Source organism: Nocardia seriolae NBRC 15557 (assembly GCF_007990715.1).
Taxonomy (GTDB): Bacteria; Actinomycetota; Actinomycetes; order Mycobacteriales; family Mycobacteriaceae; genus Nocardia; species Nocardia seriolae.
Window position 1 is genome coordinate 13,138 of sequence record NZ_BJWY01000017.1, and the last position, 16,872, is coordinate 30,009.

Consider the following 16,872-nt stretch of genomic DNA (forward strand, 5'->3'; position numbering starts at 1 on the left):
GCGGACAACCCCGGCACCTGGGTCTTCCCCTGCGCCGGATCCTAAGAGGATCATGAGAATCGTCCCGGCGTCGTACTCGGGGAGACGTCGGGTCGCCCAATGTTGTTATTGGGATTCATAATTCGAATTGGGAATTCCCCGATTTGCCGCGTCATCGGGTACGCGCGATCGAATTGCGGGCTTTCGGCGGGTCTTCCGGGATTTGCCTGCTCGGCCATGCGGTGAATCGGCTCTTCGATTGCAGGGAACCATCATGAGAATTGCCAGAATTGCCGCTACCACTTTACTTTCCGTCGCCGCGCTGTGCATCGCCACCGTGAGTGCACACGGCGAACCCACGATCGCCGCTCCCGGGATCAGCGGCGCCGACCGGGGCGTGGACTACTCCATCGCGCTCGCGCCGGATCGTAGCGCCGTCACCACCACCCTCGCCGCCGGGCACTTCGAGCTCGCCGGTGGCGCGGTGAACGTGATCGCGCCCTCGGGTGAGCTCATCGGCGCGCTGCCACTGGTCTATCAGGCCGCCGACCGCGTGGTCACCGTCGTGCCCGAGGTGAACGCGGCCGGGACCGAACTGACGGTGCGGCCCGCGGATCGGGCCGAGATCGTGACGCCCACCGCGCAGGTCGTGGCCTTGCAGAGCGTGGCCAATGCCGGATCGATCGTGGCGGGCGCGCTGATCGGCTGCGTGGTCGGGGCGGTGATCGGATTCTTCTTCTTCATCGTCGGAGCCATCGTCGGCTGCGGTGTCGGCGGCCTGCTGGGGGCGATCATCGCCGGCGATCAGCCGTAACAAGGGAGGTGCGCACGCCCGCCGCCGGACCGGTCCCCGTCGGTTCGGCGGCGGGCGTGCGCCCGAATCCGGTTATGCCGGAACGATTTCCAGCCCGATGGTGCCGGTATCGCCGCGCCGCACCTTGCTGAGGGTGATGCTCACCCAGCCCATGATCCCGTAGCGGCGCTTGATCAGATCGCGAACCCGTTCGGAGCCCGCGGCATCGAGGACGGTCGCGCTGCCCTTCACGATGTCACCGTGCGTCTTGCCCCGGAAGTCGCACGGCTGCACCGTGCACTCCGGATTGCGCCGCACCCGCTTGACCTTCCAGCTGTCGCTCACCGTCCAGACATACAGGCGGCCGTTGTCGAGCACCGCTCACACCGGCGTCCCGACCGCCGTCCCGTCCTTCTTGAAGGTCGTCAGCTGCACATAGTTCGCCTTGCCCAACGGCTCGAACGTATTGTCCACGCCCGCAGCCTATCCGCTCCCCGCCCGCGGCGCGGCCCACGCGCCGCACCGCCGGGGATCGGGTCGAAGGTTTCGACGGGCGCGACCACCGCGCGGCTTTCGCTCTCGTCGAGGCGGACAGCGCGGCGGCGTGGTGGAGATCAGGCCGGGCGCGCGCCGACCATGCGCAGGGCCAGGGTGGCGTAGTCGGCGCCGATCTGGTCGGGGGTGCGGCGGTAGTCGGGGGAGTACCAGCGGGCGGTGTCCACGCACAGGGACATGAGGGCCAGGGTGGTGGCGTGGGTGTCGGTGACTTCGAAGTCGCCGTCGGCCACACCGTCCGCGACCAGGTCGCGGACCAGGCGGTGGATGGCGAGCTGGATGTCGGTGACCTCGGAGCGGTGTTCGGGGGTGAGGTCGGTGAGGTGGTGCAGGACCACCTTGACCGAGGCGGCGTGCTCGGCGTGCCACACCGTCAGGTCGCGGACGACCGCGGTCAGGTGGGTGGCGGCGGTGCCCGGATCGGCGGCCGCGGCCGTGGCGACCTGCAGGGTCAAGCGCATGGACGAGATCGAGATGCGATAGAGCACTTCCTCTTTCGACCCGAAGTGCACATACAGGCCCGCGGGGCTGAGCCCGGCGCGGGCCGCGATATCGCGGGTGGTGGTGGCGTGGAAACCGCGTTCGGAGAAGGCGTCGATGGCCGCCAGGAAGATCCGGCGCTGGCCCTCGGGAAAGCGTCGCTGGGACAGTTCGAGATGCGCCACCGCCGCGGTGTCGCGGCCGCCGCCCTCGGCATTCGGCGCTGCGTCGTCGTTACCCATCGAATGAGTATCTCCCAGTGAATGTTTCACCCGAGCACCGGCCGGACCCGAGACCGGCCCGGCCGGTACGGGCACCGGATCGGGATGGCGCACGGCGGATCCGGCGCGGGGCGGATCAGTCGGTCGGCGCCGTGAGCAGGGTCAGGAGGGTGACGAGTTCGCGCTGCTGTGCGGGGGTGAGCGGTGCGAGCAAGCGGTTCTGGGCCTGGTCGACGATCGAGTCGAGCGCGGCGACTTCGCGGATGCCGGCGGGGGTGATCGTGACGATCTTTCGTCGCTTGTTCTCGGGGTCGACGCGGCGCTCGACGAGGTCGCGGGTTTCGAGTTCGGTCAGCGCCGCCGTCACATCGCTGCGGTCGATCCCCGTGTTGCGCCCGAGGTCGGCTTGACTGGCCGGGCCCCACTGTTCGAGCGCGGCCAGCAGGCGGTCGTGGTAGCCGCGCAGTCCGTCGCCGTGCTCGTCGAAGCCCGCCGCGAGCAGCGCCGAAGACTGCGCGAACGCCCGGCTGACGAGCCACGTCGGGCGGTTCGTGATGCGGTCGGGGGTGCGGTCGGACTGACCGTGGCGGGTCGGCATGACCCGAGGTTAGCACTTGTTGGCCCAGCCAACATTTGATATGTTGGTCACACCAACATTGGTGCACCCGAAGATCGAGCGATCGTGGTTCGCCAGTTCTGCAATACGGGTAGGAGATCCCCATGAATGCCGCCCCCGCACACCGATCCGAGCGTGTGCTGATCGTCGGCCGGAGCCCGAGCGTGCTCCTCGAAGCGGCCGACATCCTGCGTGGCAGGGGCTACGAGGCCGACGCCACGAATCGGTTCGACCACGTCCTCGACGACTACGATGTGTCGGCCGTGAATGTCCTCGTCTTCGGCGGGATGGTTCCCGCGGACACGAAGCGCTTCCTTCGCGAGAAGGTGTCCGCACTGAATCCCACGGTGACCTTCGTTCAGGGACTCGCGGGCATGGCGGGGCTGATCGCGGCCCAGACCGAAGCCGCTACCGCCGCCGGCACGTCGCCGGGTGCGGAAGTCGGCTACGACAGCACCCGTCGATCGGTGCTGATCACCCTTGCCGCTGCCGCTCACGTCACTGTCGAGGCATGGTGGGGCACCTCGTTCGAGCCCCCGGAGCCCAAGAGCACGTCGGCGGTGCTGTTCGATGGGGAACTCCGGCCCGGCCACCACGCGATCGCGATCCCGGACGAGATTCCCTCCGAAGCCGCCTTCACGGCCGCGCGGATCGACGACTCGGTGCACGTGTTCACGGTCGGGGAAATGCCGACGGCCGTCGTGAGGATGGCTCCGGTCTCGGTCGCCGACCAGCGGCTTCCCGAAGTCCAGCAGGTGGCGACGCACACCGGCTCGTCCATCGAGCGTTCGTGACAAAGGGCCGATGGCAGTCTCGTGGCCGGGCGGGTGGGCGACGCGCGGGGCGCAAGAACGTCTTCCGCGTCGGGCTGGCGGTGTTCGGGGTCGCGTCACTGCTCGGCGGGATACTCACCACCTATGCCGACTGGCGGTGGGTGCTGTTGGTGAACATCCCCGTGGTGGTGGCGATCCTCGTCGGCGTCGGTGTGCTGGAAGAAGGCGAGCGGGAGCGGGTCGGCATCGATTTCCCCGGCGCGATCACCTTGACATTGGGTGTCGGTTCCCTGATCTTCGCGGTCAATCGCGTCGCCGAGCACGGCTGGACAGATCGCACGGTCATCGCGCTGCTGGTCGCCGGGGCGGTCTCGCTGGCAGTCTCATGATGTTCGTCTTCCTCTCCCCGGATACGAACATCTACGCCTTCGTCCTGCCCGCGAGCTTGGCCACGGGCATCGGATTGGGTGTCACCGCCGTCATCAGCACCACCATCGGTGTGCGTGGGATCGACGCCTCCGAAGCCGGAATCGGTTCCGCGCTGCTCACCGCGGGAAGCCAGGTCGGCAGCTCGCTGGGTCTGGCCGTGCTCGCCACGATCGCCACCTCGGCAACTCGTCACGCCATGCCCATGTCGCCGCTGAAAGACGCGCTCACCAAAGGGTATTCCGCCGGATTCCTCGCCGCCGCCGGAATCTACGCCGTATGCATCGTGATCGCATTGGCGATGATCAAGCCCGCGAAGCAGAAGATGATCGATGACGGGGCGGCGATCCCCGGATGAACCGAGCGAAGCGGGTCGCGGGTTCGGCGAGACCGGGGTTTCGATGCTGTGGCCCGGGGGTTCATGCGGTGCGGGTGAGGATCTGGGGGCCGGAGTCGGTGATGGCGAGGGTGTGTTCGGAGTGGGCGGTGCGGGAGCCGTCGGCGGAGCGCAGGGTCCAGCCGTCGGGGTCGGTGATGACGCGGTCGGTGGTGCGGGCGAACCAGGGTTCGATGGCGAGGGTGAGGCCGGGGCGCAGGCGGAAGCCGCGGCCGGGGCGGCCGCGGTTGGAGACGGGGGGGTCCTCGTGCATGGTGCGGCCCAGGCCGTGACCGCCGAATTCGGTGTTGATCGGGTAGCCGTTCGCGTCGGCCACCGCCGCGATGGCCGCCGACAAAGCGCCGATGGTGTTGCCCGGCAGGGCGACCGCGATGGCCGCGTCGAGGGCCTCGCGGGTGGCGTGGACCAGGCGCGTGTCCTCCGGGTCGGGGGTGCCGATGATGATCGTGACCGCGGAGTCGGCGACCCAGCCGTCGATGCTCACCGCCAGATCCATGGTCAGCACGTCGCCGTCGCGCAGCGTGTAGTCGAACGGGAGCCCGTGCAGCACGGCGTCATTGACCGAGAGGCAGACGGTGTTGCGGAAGGGACCGCGCCCGAAGGAGGGGGAGTAGTCCCAGTAGCAGGAGACCGCACCGCGCCGGCGGATGCGCTCGCGCACAATGGCTTCCAATTCGAGCAGGTTCACCCCGATCCGCGCACGCTGCTCCAGTTCACCGAGTACCTCGGCCACGAACTGCCCGGTGACCCGCATCTTCTCGATCTCGGCCGGGCTCTTGAGCTCCACCATGACAACCTCCATCCGTCGGTATTTTAATACCGACCATAGCGGGTTGCGGTATTTAAATACCAACCGTAGGGTGGCGGGCATGGTTCGACTGCCGCTCACCCCCGCTCAGCTCGAGGCCGGTCGCCGCCTGGGCGCCGCGCTGCGGGCCGCCCGCGCGAACCGCGATCTCCTGGAAGTGGCCGCGAGCGCGGGCATTTCGCCGGAGACCCTGCGCAAGATCGAGTCGGGCCGCCTGCCGACCCCGGCCTTCGGGACCGTGGTGGCGCTCAGCCGCACCCTCGGTATCCCCCTGGACGAGCTGGCCGATAGCTGGCAGCCGGGCGGCGAGCACCGCACCGCGTCCTGATCAGTCGACGGTCAGTTCGACCGGCACCGCGATCACATCCACCATCGCGCCATTGCGCAGCACCGTCACCGGCAGCGACGCGCCGATGGCGTCGGCGAACAACTGCCGCTGAATGCCCTGCGCGTCCCGGATCTCGGTGCGCGCGATGCTCAACACCAGGTCCCCGCGCTTGAGCCCGGCGCGCTCGGCCGGTCCGCCGCGCACCACCTCGACGATGCGCAGCCCGGCGTCCTGCCCGGTCCGCGCGGCCACCGCGCTGGGCAGCGGCGCGGGCACCCCGACCACCCCGAGGTAGGCGCGCCGCACCCGGCCCTCGGTGAGCAGGGTGCTGATGATGCGCCGGGTGGTGGTATTGATCGGAATGGCCAGGCCCAGGCCGATCCCGGCGACCGCGGTGTTCACCCCCACCACGCGCCCGGCCGAATCGGCCAGCGCCCCACCGGAATTGCCGGGGTTGAGGGCGGCGTCGGTCTGGATCACGTCCTCGATGACGCGGGCGGCGCGGCGATTGCCCACCGGCACCGAGCGGCCCAGGGCGCTGACCACCCCGGCCGTCACCGACCCGGCCAGCCCCAGCGGACTGCCCACCGCCACCACCAGCTGGCCGACGACCAGGCGGTCGGCGTCACCGAGCGTCACCGACGCCGGTGCCCCGGCGCGGGCCCGCAACACCGCGAGATCGGAGAGCGGATCCACGCCCACCACATCGAATTTCGATTCCTGCCCGTCGGCGAACACCACGGTCCCGCCGCTCGCCTCGCCGACCACGTGGGCATGGGTGAGCAGGAATCCGTCGTCGGTGAACGCCACCGCCGAGCCGCCGCCGCGGCGGGTCTGCACGCTGGCCACGTGCGGGGTGACCGATTTCGCGACGGCGATCACCGTGCGAGAGTAGGAGTCCAGCGCCGCCGCGTCGGGGATCCCGAAGCCGGGCTGCGGGAGGGACTCGATCGATTCGTCGTCCACGACGACCACCATCCCGATTACATGATTACATTCCCTGCCACCAGGATGCACGTGGTACGACCGCCGCGACAACCGGTTCGCCCAGGGCGCAACCCGGATCAGCGGATGCGGTACTTCAGGTGGGTGACGCGCGAGCCCGGCACGATCTGCGGAGCCTCCAGCAGCACCGGCGCATTGGCGAGCGCGCCCAGCAGCGGGACGCCGCCGCCCAGCAGTACCGGCACCAGATCGACCCAGACCTCGTCCAGCAGGCCCTGTTCCACGCATTGGCGCGCGACATCGCCGCCGCTGACCCCGACCAGCTTCTCGCCCGCGATCCCGCGCGCGACATCCACGGCCGCCTTCACCCCGCCGGTGACGAAGGTGAACGGTGCTTCCGGGTGATCGGCGATCCACTGCTCGGGCACGGTGTGGGTGACCACCACGATCGGCTTGTCGGCCGGGTGGATGCCGCCCCATCCGTCGGTCAGGGTGAACAGTCGCTTGCCGACGATGTAGACGCCGACGGTGTCGAGCCAGGCGCGCAGATAGTCGGCGTCGGATCGGGTGAGGTTGAACGGGATTTCGGGGTGGGTGCTGGGGATCGGGACGTCGCCGCTCTGGTACCAGGCGAACAGGTGCTCGAATCCGGTTTCCCCGGGACCGGCGATGAATCCGTCCAGGGACATGCTCGCGCCGGTGACCACTTTGCTCATTGCCGTACTCCTTGTCGGTGGGGAACGAAGCGGCCGAAGGGCTGCTTCTGCAATGAAGTCGGAGCCGATACCGGGAAATCATCGTTGATGCCGAGGCGAATTCGCCCGGAAAGCGAGGAGGCCCCGACGGGCCTCCCGCGGTCGTTCAGTCGTGACGGGTGGCGTGCCGGGGGAGCAGCACGCACAGACCCGCGCAGGCGAGCATGGCACCCACGATCCAGGGCGCGGCGGCGTGGACGCCGTCCGCCATTCCGGTCGAGGCGTGGTCGAAGAACACGGTGCCGATCACGGCCACCCCCAGAGCACCGCCGAATTGCTGTGCGGTGGACAGGATTCCGGATCCGGCCCCGGCGGTCTCGGCGGGCACCGCGGACAGCGCCACATTGGCCAACGGCACCACCAGGAACCCGAGCCCGGCGCCGGCCAGCAGCAGTCCCGGTACCAGCGGCCAGGCCCCTGTTCTAGGACTGGGCACGCGCAGTCCATTCGCACTACGAGGATTTCAGCACCGAGGAACTCGAGACCGTCATCCGCTTCCTGCGCGGTCCACCACCCGCCAGCGCGCCCTGGCCGCCCGGCTCACCGCGGAGTGAGCCCGGCGGCGCTGCAAGGTGTGCGGCTCGGCTAGGTGGCCTGGCTGACCGAGGACATGTGGAAGTCGGGGATGCGCAGGGCGGGCATGGCGGTTCGGGTGAACCAGTCCTTCCACTCGCGCGGCAGCGTGATCTCGGTGCGGCCCGCCTCGCTGACGCGGCGCAGCAGGTCCAGCGGGCGCTCGTTGAAGCGGAAGTTGTTGACCGCGGCGGTGACTTCGCCGTTCTCGACCAGGTAGACGCCGTCGCGGGTGAGACCGGTGAGCAGCAGCGTGGCCGGATCCACCTCGCGGATGTACCACAGGCAGGTCAGCAGCAGCCCGCGTTCGGTGCGGGCGATCATGTCCGCGAGACTCGCGTCGCTGCCGCCGGTCATCAGCAGGTTCTCGCCGGGAACGGTGACGGGGGCGTCGAATTCGGCGGCGGTGGCGCGCGGGTAGACCAGGGACTCGATGACGCCCTCGCCGATCCAGTCGGTGCGCTGGGCGGTGAGCCCGTTGTCGAACACCGACAGCGTTTCCGACGAGGACGAGGTCGCCACGAACGGCCGGTATTCCAGGCCCGCCGCGCTCGGGTCGGAGTAGAGGGTGAGCGGAAAATCGGTGAGTCGCTCACCGATTCGGGTGCCGCCCGCGCGGGAGAAGGCGGTGTGGCCCTCGTGGGCACCGCGGCCCTCCATCGTCCAGGCCATATAGATCATCAGGTCGGCGACCGCCGAGGGCGGGAGCAGGGTCTCGTAGCGGCCCGCGGGCAGCTCGACGCGGCGCTTGCTCCAGTCCAGCCGGCGCGACAGCTCGGCCAGCAGGCCCGGGGTGTCGATATCGGCGAAATCGGTGGTGCCGGCGCCGACCCAGGCGCTGGCCAGCTCCGCGCCGGTGCCGCGCTTGCCGTTGATCTCGACCGAGCCGGTGGGCTGCACCCAGCGCCGGCGCAGCCCGGTGGAGGTGCCCAGCCAGGTGGAGCGCACCTGGTGGTGGGCGAAACCGTAGAGGCGGTCCGCGCCGTCGAAGCCGGTGGCGAGATCGCCCGCGAGGGCGGTGAACACGCCGATATCGGTGGTGGCGGGCTCGCCGTCCCAGTCCAGCAGCTGGTCGAAGGTGTCGGCGTCGACCGCGTCCGGGGCCAGCAGCGGCATGGCGTCGCGCGCGGGTTCGGCGGCGCGGGCGGCCTGTTCGCTGGCCCGCACCACGTATTCGAGGTCGGCGGGGTCCACGCTGGTGGAACTCACGCTGCCGACGCGCGCGACATCGGGCCCGTCGCGGAACACCGAGACGACCGCCCACTCCCGCGACACCGCTGAACCGTTGGTGGTCATGGAGTTTCCGGCCCAGCGCAGCGACGCCTCGTGCGCGTCGGTGACGATCACGATGGCCTCGTCGGCGCGCGAGGACCGCAGCACGCGTTCGACGACCTCGGGGGCGGGGAGCACACTCACCGTTGTCGGTCCTTTCTTACTGTCCGGCCTCGGCGCGGGTATTGAGAATATTGATGCCGCGCACCAGCACCGAGGGGCAGCCGTGCGAGACCGCCGCCACCTGACCCGGTTGCGCCTTGCCGCAGTTGAACGCGCCGCCCAGCACCCAGGTCGAGGGCCCGCCGACGGCTTCCATCGACCCCCAGAAATCGGTGGTGGTGGCCTGGTAGGCGACATCGCGCAGCTGCCCGGCCAATTCGCCGTTGCGGATGCGGAAGAAGCGCTGGCCGGTGAACTGGAAGTTGTAGCGCTGCATATCGATCGACCACGACCGGTCGCCGACGATGTAGATGCCGTCCTGCACGCGCGAGATGAGTTCGGCGGTGGAGGTGTCGTGCTCGGGATCTGGTTGCAGCGACACATTGGCCATGCGCTGGATCGGCACGTGGTGCGCGGAGTCGGCGTAGGAACAGCCGTTGGAGCGTTCCAATCCCAGCCGCGGCGCGAAGGACCGGTCGAGCTGGTAGCCGACCAGGATGCCGTCGCGCACCAGATCCCAGCGCTGCCCGGCCACGCCCTCGTCGTCCCAGCCGACGCTGGCCAGGCCGTGCTCCTGGGTGCGGTCGCCGGTCACGTGCATGATCGGGGTGCCGTACTTCAAGGTGCCCAGCTTGTCCGGCGTGGCGAAAGAGGTGCCCGCGTAGGCGGATTCGTAGCCGATGGCGCGGTCGTATTCGGTGGCGTGGCCGATGGATTCGTGAATGGTCAGCCACAGGTTCGTCGGGTCGATGACCAGATCGGTCGGCCCGGCCGTCACGGTCGGGGCCTTCACCTTCTCGGCCAGCCACTGCGGGATGCGCGCGAGTTCGCCCGCCCAGTCCCAGGTCCCGTCCGCGCCGGTCACGTACTCCCAGCCGCGCCCGGCCGGGGCGGCCAGGGTGCGCATGGTCTCGAACGCCCCCGCCGCCGGGGCCACGGTGATGGCCTCGAGTTCGGGGTGCAGGCGCACGCGCTGCTGGGTGATGCGGGAGCCGAAGCTGTCGGCGTAGAAGGTCTGCTCCTTGACCTGCAGCACCGACGCCGTCACGTGATCGACGCCGTCGGCGGATTTCAGGCGCTCCGAATAGTCCAGCAGCAGCGCCACTTTCTCCGGTGTCGGCACCGAGAAGGGGTCGATCGCGTAGCTGGAGACGTACTCGACGCCGTCGTAGCGCGGCTCGGCGGCCAGTTCGACGCGTTCGCGGTTGAGTGCCCGCAGGGTGCGCGCCACGGTCACCGCGCGCCGGGCCACCTGCGCGGCGGTGTCGGCGGTGAGGTCGGCATGCGAGGCGAAACCCCAGGTGCCGTCGACGATCACGCGCACCGCGAACCCGAGATCGGTGCCGTCGGACACCGATTCGACGCGCCCGTCACGCAACCTGATGGACTGCTGCACAAGTCGGTGCACGCGCAGGTCGGCGTACTCGGCCCCGGCCGCCCGCGCCGCACTCAGCGCGGCGTCGGCGAGCGCGGCCAGCGGCAGCGCGCGGAACTGTTCGTCCACGACGGTGGTTGCGATGCTCACCCGATCCAACCTAGAGGCCGACACGCCGAGGGGCCAAGAAACCACGCGGTCGGATCGAAATTCACGCCACGCAAAACTGCATACGCTGCAACGATGCGCGAACTGCGATGTAGCACACCGTGAAACGGCGCGCACAACTGCCGGACATGCCACGTTTTGCTGACCGGATGCCGTACTGTCTGCCCGTGTGCCGCCATCCGCACTCCGCGATCGCAAACGGGAACGCACCCGCCGAGCCCTGCTCGAAGCCGCCGTCGAACAGTTCGAGAGCCGAGGTTACGAGGCGACCACCGTCGCCGACATCGCGGCCGCCGCCGAAGTCGGCACCAGAACGTTCTTCAACTACTTCGCCAGCAAAGAGGAACTGCTGTTCCCCGAGCCGGACGAACGCGTGCAGGCCGCCGTGCGCGCCATCGCCACCCGCCGCCCCGGCGAACGCCCGGTCGAGGTGCTGCTGCGCGCCCTGCGCGCGGCCGGTGACAACCCGGGCGACCACCTGGGCGACACCCTCGCCGCCCGCATCGCCGTGCTGCGCGCCCAGGTTTCGCGCACCGTCCCCGCCGTGTCCGGCCGCGCCGCCTACGCGCAGCTCGCCTCCCAGCAGGAGATCGCCCGCCAGTTGCGTGCCGCCTTCCCCGAGGAGCTCGACGACGTCGGCGCGGCCGCACTGGTCGGCGCGGTGGTCGGCGCGGTCTCGGGTGCGCTCACCGTGCTGTTCCAGCGTCCCGGTCTCGAGGACGGCGAAGCGCTGCAACGCAAGATCCAGGAGACCACCTCGAAGGTGCTGGCCCCCTGGCTGTCCCAGCCCGCCCCGGCCCCGCGCGAACTGCCGGGGGAGCAGGCCGCGCTGCTGTCCGACGTGGTCCCGCTACATCCCGGTTCCGACTCCTATCGCCAGGACCCGGAACCGTTTCGGCCGTTGACGATCCACCGCCCGGCCCCGGAGTCCCTGCAGCGCTCGGCCTCCGACGGCGGCAGTCCGCGCTCGCTGCCCATCGTCCACCGCCAATCCGAGGACTCGCGCGTCTGATCGGTATCGGGCTCAGGCGAACTGCTGCCAGCCGAGGCGGATGACCATGGCGACGACCACCACCAGCAGGACGGCGCGGACGAAGCCCGCGCCCTTCGCCAGCGCCATGCGTGAACCCACCACGGACCCGGCCACATTCGCCACCGCCATGGACAGTCCCAGCGCCCACAGCACGTGGCCGGTGCTCGCCAGGTAGATCAGCGACCCCAGGTTGGAGCCGCAGTTGATCACCTTCGCCATGGCCGCGGCACGGACGAATTCGGTGCCGAGCAGGGTGGCGAAGGTGATGATCAGGAAGGTGCCGGTGCCGGGGCCGAGCACGCCGTCGTAGAGGCCGATCAGTCCCGCGGCCAGGGCGACGACCAGGATGGTCTTGCGGCGGGTCGGGGGATGGGTGGCCATGGTGACCCCGATCGAGGGGCGCAGGGTCACGAAGATCGCCACGCCGACGAGCACGACCATCACGATCGGGACGAACAGCTTCTTGTCGATCAGGGCGACCGCGGCCGAACCGCAGGCGGCGGCGAGCGCGGCGATGACCGCGCCGGGGATCAGCACCTTCCAGCGCATCGGCACCTTGCGGGCGAAGGTCAGCACCGCGGCGCTGGTGCCGGAGAAGGCGGCGATCTTGTTGGTGCCCAGGGCGGTCTGCGGCGCGAGGCCGGGCAGCACCACGAACAGCGTCGGCAGCACGATCAGGCCGCCGCCGCCGACCACCGCATCGACCCATCCGGCCGCCGTCGCCGCGGTCAGCAGGACCGCCCAGTCCGCAAGGCTCACACCGCGACCCAACCAGAGCCCGCCGACGAAGATCAAACCGGAGAACGCGGGCGCGTCGCCGCGGCCGGGATCGTGCTCGGCCGGGCGGGGGCGGGCGGGACCGTAGGGTGGATGGGTGCGCCGGTTCAGTTTGTGGCTGCGTGGCAAGCCTCTCATCACCGATTCCGTCCTGGCCCTGGTATTGGCGTCCATCGACGTGCTGGCCGTGGGCAACAGCAGCTACCAGGCGACCTACCTGGTGTTCAGCGCGCTGCTGCCGCTGCCGATCGTGTTCCGCCGCACCCACACCCGCGCGGCCGCGCTGGCGATCGTGGCGCTCTCGATCAGCGCCTCGATGGTGCACGCGGGCGTGGGGGACACCGCGGTCCATCCGGCGCTACTGGGACGGGGCATCATGCTCTACACCCTGGTCGCCTATGTCGGGCGCCGCCAAGGGCTGATCTACCTGGGCATTCTGATACTCGACAGCCTCATCTCCGCGGCCGCGATCGGCAAACCCTCGGGCACCGACATCGCCTTCACCGCGCTCTACTACGCCCTGTGCTGGACCATGGCCGAATTCGTGGGCGCGCGCCACGCCTACGACGCCGAGGTCGCCGCCCGCCTGGCCGTGGCCGACTACGACCGCGAACGCCGCGCTCACGACGCGGTCGCCGCCGAACGCACCCGCATCGCGCGCGAGCTGCACGATGTGGTCGCGCACGCGGTGAGCGTCATCATCGTGCAGGCAGACGGCGCGCGCTACGCCCTGCGCCACGATCCCGGCGCCGCCGAACAGGCGCTGCCCACCATCGCCGGCACCGGCCGCGACGCCCTGCGCGAACTACGCCGCACCGTCGAGCTGCTGCGCACCGAGCATGCGCCCGAACAACTTCCGCAGCACGGCACCGCCGGCATCGCCAAGGTGGTCGACATGATGCGCAGCGCGGGCCTGGACGTGTCCCTGCAATTGAGCGGCGAACTCGACACCGTCACCCCCGAGATCAGCCTCGGCATCCACCGCATCGTGCAGGAATCGCTCACCAACACCTTGCGCCACGCCGGACCCGACCCGCATGCCGAGGTGGGCGTCACCCGCCGCGACACCGACGTGGTCGTGGAGATCATCGACTCCGGCGCACTCACCCCGGCCATCGTCCTCACCCCCGGCAGCGCCTGCGCGCACGGATCCGCCGGCAGCGCAACCAAACTCGGCCTCGCGAGCACCACCGACGCGCCCGCCCCCTCCCGCATCCCCGGCAGCGGCCTCGGCCTGGTCGGCATGCGTGAACGCATCGCGGTCCTGGGCGGCACCCTGTCCGCAGGCCGCAACCCGCACGGCGGCTGGACCGTGCGCGCCACCATTCCCCTGGATCGGACGGGCGGCGAGTGAGGCTGCCGCGGACCCGCCACCCGCTAATGTAGACAGGTAGCTGACAATATTCCTTGCAAGTTAGGTTCCTTCGCATGAGCGCGCCCCGCAAGCCGCGGATCACCCTGCTGTCCCGCATGCTGCACCGGCACTACGCGCAGGCCGTCGGCGCGGCCATGCGGGCGGCCGGTTTCGGTGACATCCGGCCCAGCGATGCGAAGGCCTTCCCGTTCGTGCCCGCCGACGGCATCACCGTCGGCGAGCTGGCCGTGCGGGCCGGGGTGCGCAAGCAGACCATGGCCGAGACCGTGACACGCCTGGTCCAGGCCGGTTACCTGGAGCGGAAACCGAATCCGCGCGACGCGCGCTCGCAGCTGGTGCTGCTCACCGAGCGCGGGCGGCGCGCCCGGCCGGTGGCTGCCGAGGCGGGAGACCGGGTCGAACGGCAGTGGGCGCAGCTGACCAGCCCGGAGGAGGTCGAGCTGCTCCGAGCGCTGTTGCAGCACTTGGTGACCGCGATCGACGCGGCGGAGCAGGCCGCCATCGAGGACTAGACAGCTGACCTGTCCAGTTCCATGCTGGACAGGTCAGCTGTCTATTTTTGGAGCCTGTCATGACGCTCGCCGAATCCATCTCTCCCACCCCGTCCACCAGCGGCCCGATCGCGCGCCCGCGCGGCTGGTGGCCGATCCTCGCCCTGACCGCCTTCACCGCGGTCGCGTCGGCCGCCTTCGCGCTGGCGTTCGCGCACAATCCGTCCCTGGCCTTCGGCTCCTCGACGCCGATCGACCCCGGCGATCAGCTCTACCTGAAGTTGTTCGTCGTGCGCTCGGTGGCGCTGTCGATCCTGACCCTGATCCTGGTCGTGCGCCGGGCCCGCATCGCGCTGATCCCGGTGATGGTGCTGCTCGCGGTGAACCAGATGGCCGACGGGTTCATCGGCATCGCCACCCACCGCGCGGAATCCGTGGTGGCCCCGATGATTCAGGGCGTACTGCTGCTGGCCTGCGCCGGCCACCTGATCGCCACCCTGGATCGACCGCTCCGGCGCGCGGCCATCGGCTCCTGGCGGTCGTGACCGGAGCGCGAATTCCGGGTTCACCGAGCCCACCGGATAGGTTGTGAGGGTGCCGATCACCGTTCTCGTAGTCGATGACCAGGAACTCATGCGCGCCGGATTGAAGATGGTGCTCGGTGCCCACCCCGATATCGACGTGGTGGGGGAGGCCGACAACGGCACCACCGCCGTCGCGCGGGCCCGCGAACTGCGCCCCGACGTGGTGCTCATGGATGTGCGGATGCCGATCACCGACGGGGTGACCGCGACCGCGCGGATCATCGAATCCGGTTGCGGGAGCCGGGTTCTGGTGATGACCACCTTCGACCTCGACGAACACGCCCTGGGCGCGCTGCGGGCCGGGGCCAGTGGGTTCCTGCTCAAGGACACCCCGCCCGAGGACCTCATCTCCGCCATTCGCAGCGTGGCCGCCGGGGACGCGGTGGTCTCGCCCAAGGTCACCAAGCGGCTACTGGACCGGCTCATCGCCGAGGATCCCGCCGCCGGGCGCGACCCGGGCGTACTGGAAGTGCTCACCGCCCGCGAACGCGAAGTGCTCGAACACATCGCCGCCGGGCGCTCCAACGCCGAGATCGCCGGGGTGCTGTTCCTGTCCGAGGCGACCGTCAAGACCCACGTCGGCCGCGTCCTCACCAAACTCGGCCTGCGCGACCGGGTGCAGGCCGTGGTCCTGGCCTACGAGACCGGACTGGTCCGCCCGGGCAGCGCCTAACCGATGTGACCGGCGAGACACCCGGGAGAAAATCCGGGTCGCCGTGCGTTGGCAGGAGTAGATCGATCGAAAGGATCGCCCGATGCCCGCCCTGCTGTTCCTCGCCTGGTTCGTCGCCGAGATCGCCACCCTTGTCGTGGTCGGTCACTTCATCGGTGTGTTCCCTACCATCCTGCTGCTGTTGGCGGGGTCGGCCGTGGGTCTGGTGCTGGTGCGCTCGCAGGGGCGGCGCGTCTTCCAGGGCTTCCGCCGGGCCGCGCGCGGTGAACTCGATCCCGGCACCGCCGTCGCCGACGGCGCGCTGGTCGGGGTCGGTGCGGTGCTGATGTTCGTGCCGGGCCTGCTCACCACCGCCCTGGGACTGCTGGCTCTGATTCCGGTGACGCGCTTCCTGTTCCGCCCGATCGTGGCCGCCTTCGCCGCGCGTCGGCTGAGCCGCGTCGCCACCGCGGTCGGGCCCTACGGTTACCGCAATGTGGTCATCGACCCCGACGGGGAGGTCATCGATGCCACGGTGGTCACCGAGTACTACGACGACGGCCAGGGACACGGCCACCGGGCCATCGACCCGCGCTGAGCCGCACCGCGATTCGCGCCTAGAGGTCGAATCGCGCCCGGAGCGCCATGCGCACGTTCTCGAGGGTGGGCTTGTCGAGCATGCCCAGCTTCTCCTCGAACAGCGACGCGCTGAAGGTGGCCAGCCGGAACACCGCGACCGCCTCGTCGGTGCCCGCGATCGGAATCGTGAGCAGCGCACGGGGATTGGGGGCCTCGCGCACCGGGATCACCATGGCCACCGCGATCAGCCCGCCGCGCACCACATGCGGCACCGAATCCAGCACCACCACGGTGTGCAGGGTCTCGCGCGCACCCCGCAGCGTCCAGATCTCCCCCTGAATGCGGGGAACCTCACGCACCGGCGGCCCAGGCGTCCGACGTCGACGCCTCGGCGGCCTCGGCGAAGGCCGCGGCCTCCGCGTCGGGGGTGAGCGCGGCCAGCTCCTCGGCCACCAGCATGCGCCGCGCGGCGCGGTACAGGAAGTCGGACACGTTCGGCTGCTGCTTGATCAACTCCGTCACGCGATCATCGGGTAGCGACACGGAGATCTTCATGCCACCACGGTCGTACCGGGGTGTCACCGCAGCTCGCGCACCGGCTCGATGATCTCGGTGACCAGCCGCTTCGCCACCGCGTTGGGATCGGGCGCGCTGACGGGCACGCGTGACTCGACGCGGCCGAGCGAGCCGGGGTGAAACCGCGGCCAGATTCCTTTCACCTCTCGGCGCGAGTGGTCCGAACCTGGTGGAGGCGC

At 69.9% G+C, this 16,872-nt stretch carries 23 protein-coding genes and 1 pseudogene; 11 read left to right on the forward strand and 13 right to left on the reverse strand.

Annotated features, from left to right (window positions below; all coding sequences use genetic code 11):
• Positions 1–253: 253 nt before the first annotated feature.
• Entirely contained in the window at positions 254–793 is a 540-nt protein-coding gene (locus tag NS2_RS08035; RefSeq protein ID WP_033086709.1) for a DUF8020 domain-containing protein, read from the forward strand.
• 72 nt (positions 794–865) lie between these two features.
• On the opposite strand, the pseudogene NS2_RS08040 reads toward NS2_RS08035, so the two are convergent.
• The 3 genes and pseudogenes from NS2_RS08040 to NS2_RS08050 all read right to left on the reverse strand — a co-directional run bounded on the left by NS2_RS08040 (position 866) and on the right by NS2_RS08050 (position 2,626).
• Positions 866–1,246: pseudogene (locus tag NS2_RS08040) on the reverse strand (PPOX class F420-dependent oxidoreductase).
• A 140-nt stretch (positions 1,247–1,386) separates the two neighbouring features.
• Positions 1,387–2,049, reverse strand: coding sequence for a TetR/AcrR family transcriptional regulator (locus NS2_RS08045; protein WP_081985758.1), 663 nt, complete (start codon positions 2,047–2,049; stop codon positions 1,387–1,389).
• A gap of 115 nt (positions 2,050–2,164) precedes the next feature.
• Positions 2,165–2,626: a MarR family winged helix-turn-helix transcriptional regulator gene (locus NS2_RS08050; protein WP_033086708.1), complete on the reverse strand. Its 462-nt coding sequence runs from the start codon at positions 2,624–2,626 to the stop codon at positions 2,165–2,167.
• A gap of 122 nt (positions 2,627–2,748) precedes the next feature.
• Between NS2_RS08050 and NS2_RS08055 the strand changes: the two genes are divergently transcribed.
• Genes NS2_RS08055 through NS2_RS08065 form a run of 3 tightly spaced genes read left to right on the forward strand, consistent with a single transcriptional unit; the run spans position 2,749 to position 4,201 of the window.
• Entirely contained in the window at positions 2,749–3,438 is a 690-nt protein-coding gene (locus tag NS2_RS08055) for a hypothetical protein (protein ID WP_033086707.1), read from the forward strand.
• Positions 3,435–3,806, forward strand: coding sequence for a hypothetical protein (locus NS2_RS08060; protein WP_143161335.1), 372 nt, complete (start codon positions 3,435–3,437; stop codon positions 3,804–3,806). The genes NS2_RS08055 and NS2_RS08060 overlap by 4 nt, the downstream gene beginning before the upstream one ends.
• A complete protein-coding gene (locus NS2_RS08065) occupies positions 3,803–4,201 on the forward strand; it encodes an MFS transporter (RefSeq protein WP_036551314.1) in 399 nt (132 codons plus the stop codon). The genes NS2_RS08060 and NS2_RS08065 overlap by 4 nt, the downstream gene beginning before the upstream one ends.
• Before the next feature lie 61 nt (positions 4,202–4,262).
• Here the strand turns inward: NS2_RS08065 and map are convergent, their stop codons facing one another.
• Positions 4,263–5,030, reverse strand: a complete 768-nt coding sequence (map, locus tag NS2_RS08070; protein WP_033086740.1) for a type I methionyl aminopeptidase — start codon at positions 5,028–5,030, stop codon at positions 4,263–4,265.
• 79 nt (positions 5,031–5,109) lie between these two features.
• On the opposite strand from map, the gene NS2_RS08075 reads away from it, so the two are divergent.
• Positions 5,110–5,376 (forward strand): helix-turn-helix domain-containing protein, encoded by a 267-nt coding sequence (locus NS2_RS08075; RefSeq protein ID WP_033086739.1) that lies wholly within the window; start codon positions 5,110–5,112, stop codon positions 5,374–5,376.
• Here NS2_RS08075 and NS2_RS08080 read toward each other — a convergent pair whose 3' ends face one another.
• The 5 genes from NS2_RS08080 to NS2_RS08100 form a co-directional block, all read right to left on the reverse strand.
• Complete coding sequence (locus NS2_RS08080; protein WP_033086738.1) at positions 5,377–6,297, reverse strand: S1C family serine protease; 921 nt, start codon at positions 6,295–6,297, stop codon at positions 5,377–5,379.
• 143 nt (positions 6,298–6,440) lie between these two features.
• The gene (locus NS2_RS08085) at positions 6,441–7,037 is read right to left on the reverse strand and encodes a dihydrofolate reductase family protein (RefSeq protein WP_033086704.1); all 597 of its coding nucleotides are present in this window, start codon (positions 7,035–7,037) and stop codon (positions 6,441–6,443) included.
• A gap of 145 nt (positions 7,038–7,182) precedes the next feature.
• Positions 7,183–7,512, reverse strand: coding sequence for an MFS transporter (locus NS2_RS08090; RefSeq protein WP_036551311.1), 330 nt, complete (start codon positions 7,510–7,512; stop codon positions 7,183–7,185).
• Between the two features lie 149 nt (positions 7,513–7,661).
• A complete protein-coding gene (locus NS2_RS08095) occupies positions 7,662–9,059 on the reverse strand; it encodes a TldD/PmbA family protein (protein ID WP_033086702.1) in 1,398 nt (465 codons plus the stop codon).
• A 22-nt stretch (positions 9,060–9,081) separates the two neighbouring features.
• Positions 9,082–10,608, reverse strand: coding sequence for a TldD/PmbA family protein (locus tag NS2_RS08100; protein ID WP_261772265.1), 1,527 nt, complete (start codon positions 10,606–10,608; stop codon positions 9,082–9,084).
• A 187-nt stretch (positions 10,609–10,795) separates the two neighbouring features.
• Here NS2_RS08100 and NS2_RS08105 point away from each other — a divergent pair, with 187 nt between their 5' ends.
• The gene (locus NS2_RS08105; RefSeq protein WP_228102781.1) at positions 10,796–11,638 is read left to right on the forward strand and encodes a TetR/AcrR family transcriptional regulator; all 843 of its coding nucleotides are present in this window, start codon (positions 10,796–10,798) and stop codon (positions 11,636–11,638) included.
• Positions 11,639–11,650: 12 nt separating this feature from the next.
• Here the strand turns inward: NS2_RS08105 and NS2_RS08110 are convergent, their stop codons facing one another.
• The gene (locus tag NS2_RS08110) at positions 11,651–12,418 is read right to left on the reverse strand and encodes a TSUP family transporter (RefSeq protein WP_033086736.1); all 768 of its coding nucleotides are present in this window, start codon (positions 12,416–12,418) and stop codon (positions 11,651–11,653) included.
• A 115-nt stretch (positions 12,419–12,533) separates the two neighbouring features.
• On the opposite strand from NS2_RS08110, the gene NS2_RS08115 reads away from it, so the two are divergent.
• The 5 genes from NS2_RS08115 to NS2_RS08135 all read left to right on the forward strand — a co-directional run bounded on the left by NS2_RS08115 (position 12,534) and on the right by NS2_RS08135 (position 16,136).
• Complete coding sequence (locus tag NS2_RS08115) at positions 12,534–13,790, forward strand: sensor histidine kinase (protein ID WP_036551309.1); 1,257 nt, start codon at positions 12,534–12,536, stop codon at positions 13,788–13,790.
• 74 nt (positions 13,791–13,864) lie between these two features.
• Positions 13,865–14,323 carry a MarR family winged helix-turn-helix transcriptional regulator gene (locus tag NS2_RS08120; RefSeq protein ID WP_033086699.1) on the forward strand — a complete coding sequence of 153 codons (459 nt, stop codon included), beginning with the start codon at positions 13,865–13,867 and terminating at the stop codon, positions 14,321–14,323.
• 59 nt (positions 14,324–14,382) lie between these two features.
• Positions 14,383–14,847 carry a hypothetical protein gene (locus NS2_RS08125; protein ID WP_033086698.1) on the forward strand — a complete coding sequence of 155 codons (465 nt, stop codon included), beginning with the start codon at positions 14,383–14,385 and terminating at the stop codon, positions 14,845–14,847.
• Between the two features lie 49 nt (positions 14,848–14,896).
• Complete coding sequence (locus NS2_RS08130; RefSeq protein ID WP_033086697.1) at positions 14,897–15,559, forward strand: response regulator; 663 nt, start codon at positions 14,897–14,899, stop codon at positions 15,557–15,559.
• 82 nt (positions 15,560–15,641) lie between these two features.
• A complete protein-coding gene (locus NS2_RS08135; protein ID WP_033086696.1) occupies positions 15,642–16,136 on the forward strand; it encodes an FxsA family protein in 495 nt (164 codons plus the stop codon).
• 19 nt (positions 16,137–16,155) lie between these two features.
• Here the strand turns inward: NS2_RS08135 and NS2_RS08140 are convergent, their stop codons facing one another.
• From NS2_RS08140 to NS2_RS35895, 3 genes are read right to left on the reverse strand one after another with little or no spacing between them, the layout of a single operon-like run.
• Positions 16,156–16,476 (reverse strand): hypothetical protein, encoded by a 321-nt coding sequence (locus NS2_RS08140; RefSeq protein ID WP_033086695.1) that lies wholly within the window; start codon positions 16,474–16,476, stop codon positions 16,156–16,158.
• Complete coding sequence (locus tag NS2_RS08145; protein ID WP_033086694.1) at positions 16,469–16,672, reverse strand: hypothetical protein; 204 nt, start codon at positions 16,670–16,672, stop codon at positions 16,469–16,471. Before NS2_RS08145 ends, NS2_RS08140 begins: the two co-directional genes overlap by 8 nt.
• A 23-nt stretch (positions 16,673–16,695) precedes the next feature.
• A complete protein-coding gene (locus NS2_RS35895; RefSeq protein ID WP_155239597.1) occupies positions 16,696–16,836 on the reverse strand; it encodes a hypothetical protein in 141 nt (46 codons plus the stop codon).
• Positions 16,837–16,872 lie beyond the last annotated feature (36 nt).

What these genes read in the sequence shown, in the direction of transcription:
- NS2_RS08035 (WP_033086709.1), top strand. Translation starts at nt 254, where the DNA reads ATGAGAATTGCCAGAATTGCCGCTACCACTTTACTTTCCGTCGCCGCG.
- NS2_RS08045 (WP_081985758.1), bottom strand. Translation starts at nt 2,049, where the DNA reads ATGGGTAACGACGACGCAGCGCCGAATGCCGAGGGCGGCGGCCGCGAC.
- NS2_RS08050 (WP_033086708.1), bottom strand. Translation starts at nt 2,626, where the DNA reads ATGCCGACCCGCCACGGTCAGTCCGACCGCACCCCCGACCGCATCACG.
- NS2_RS08055 (WP_033086707.1), top strand. Translation starts at nt 2,749, where the DNA reads ATGAATGCCGCCCCCGCACACCGATCCGAGCGTGTGCTGATCGTCGGC.
- NS2_RS08065 (WP_036551314.1), top strand. Translation starts at nt 3,803, where the DNA reads ATGATGTTCGTCTTCCTCTCCCCGGATACGAACATCTACGCCTTCGTC.
- map (WP_033086740.1), bottom strand. Translation starts at nt 5,030, where the DNA reads ATGGTGGAGCTCAAGAGCCCGGCCGAGATCGAGAAGATGCGGGTCACC.
- NS2_RS08075 (WP_033086739.1), top strand. Translation starts at nt 5,110, where the DNA reads ATGGTTCGACTGCCGCTCACCCCCGCTCAGCTCGAGGCCGGTCGCCGC.
- NS2_RS08085 (WP_033086704.1), bottom strand. Translation starts at nt 7,037, where the DNA reads ATGAGCAAAGTGGTCACCGGCGCGAGCATGTCCCTGGACGGATTCATC.
- NS2_RS08120 (WP_033086699.1), top strand. Translation starts at nt 13,865, where the DNA reads ATGAGCGCGCCCCGCAAGCCGCGGATCACCCTGCTGTCCCGCATGCTG.
- NS2_RS08125 (WP_033086698.1), top strand. Translation starts at nt 14,383, where the DNA reads ATGACGCTCGCCGAATCCATCTCTCCCACCCCGTCCACCAGCGGCCCG.
- NS2_RS08135 (WP_033086696.1), top strand. Translation starts at nt 15,642, where the DNA reads ATGCCCGCCCTGCTGTTCCTCGCCTGGTTCGTCGCCGAGATCGCCACC.
- NS2_RS08145 (WP_033086694.1), bottom strand. Translation starts at nt 16,672, where the DNA reads ATGAAGATCTCCGTGTCGCTACCCGATGATCGCGTGACGGAGTTGATC.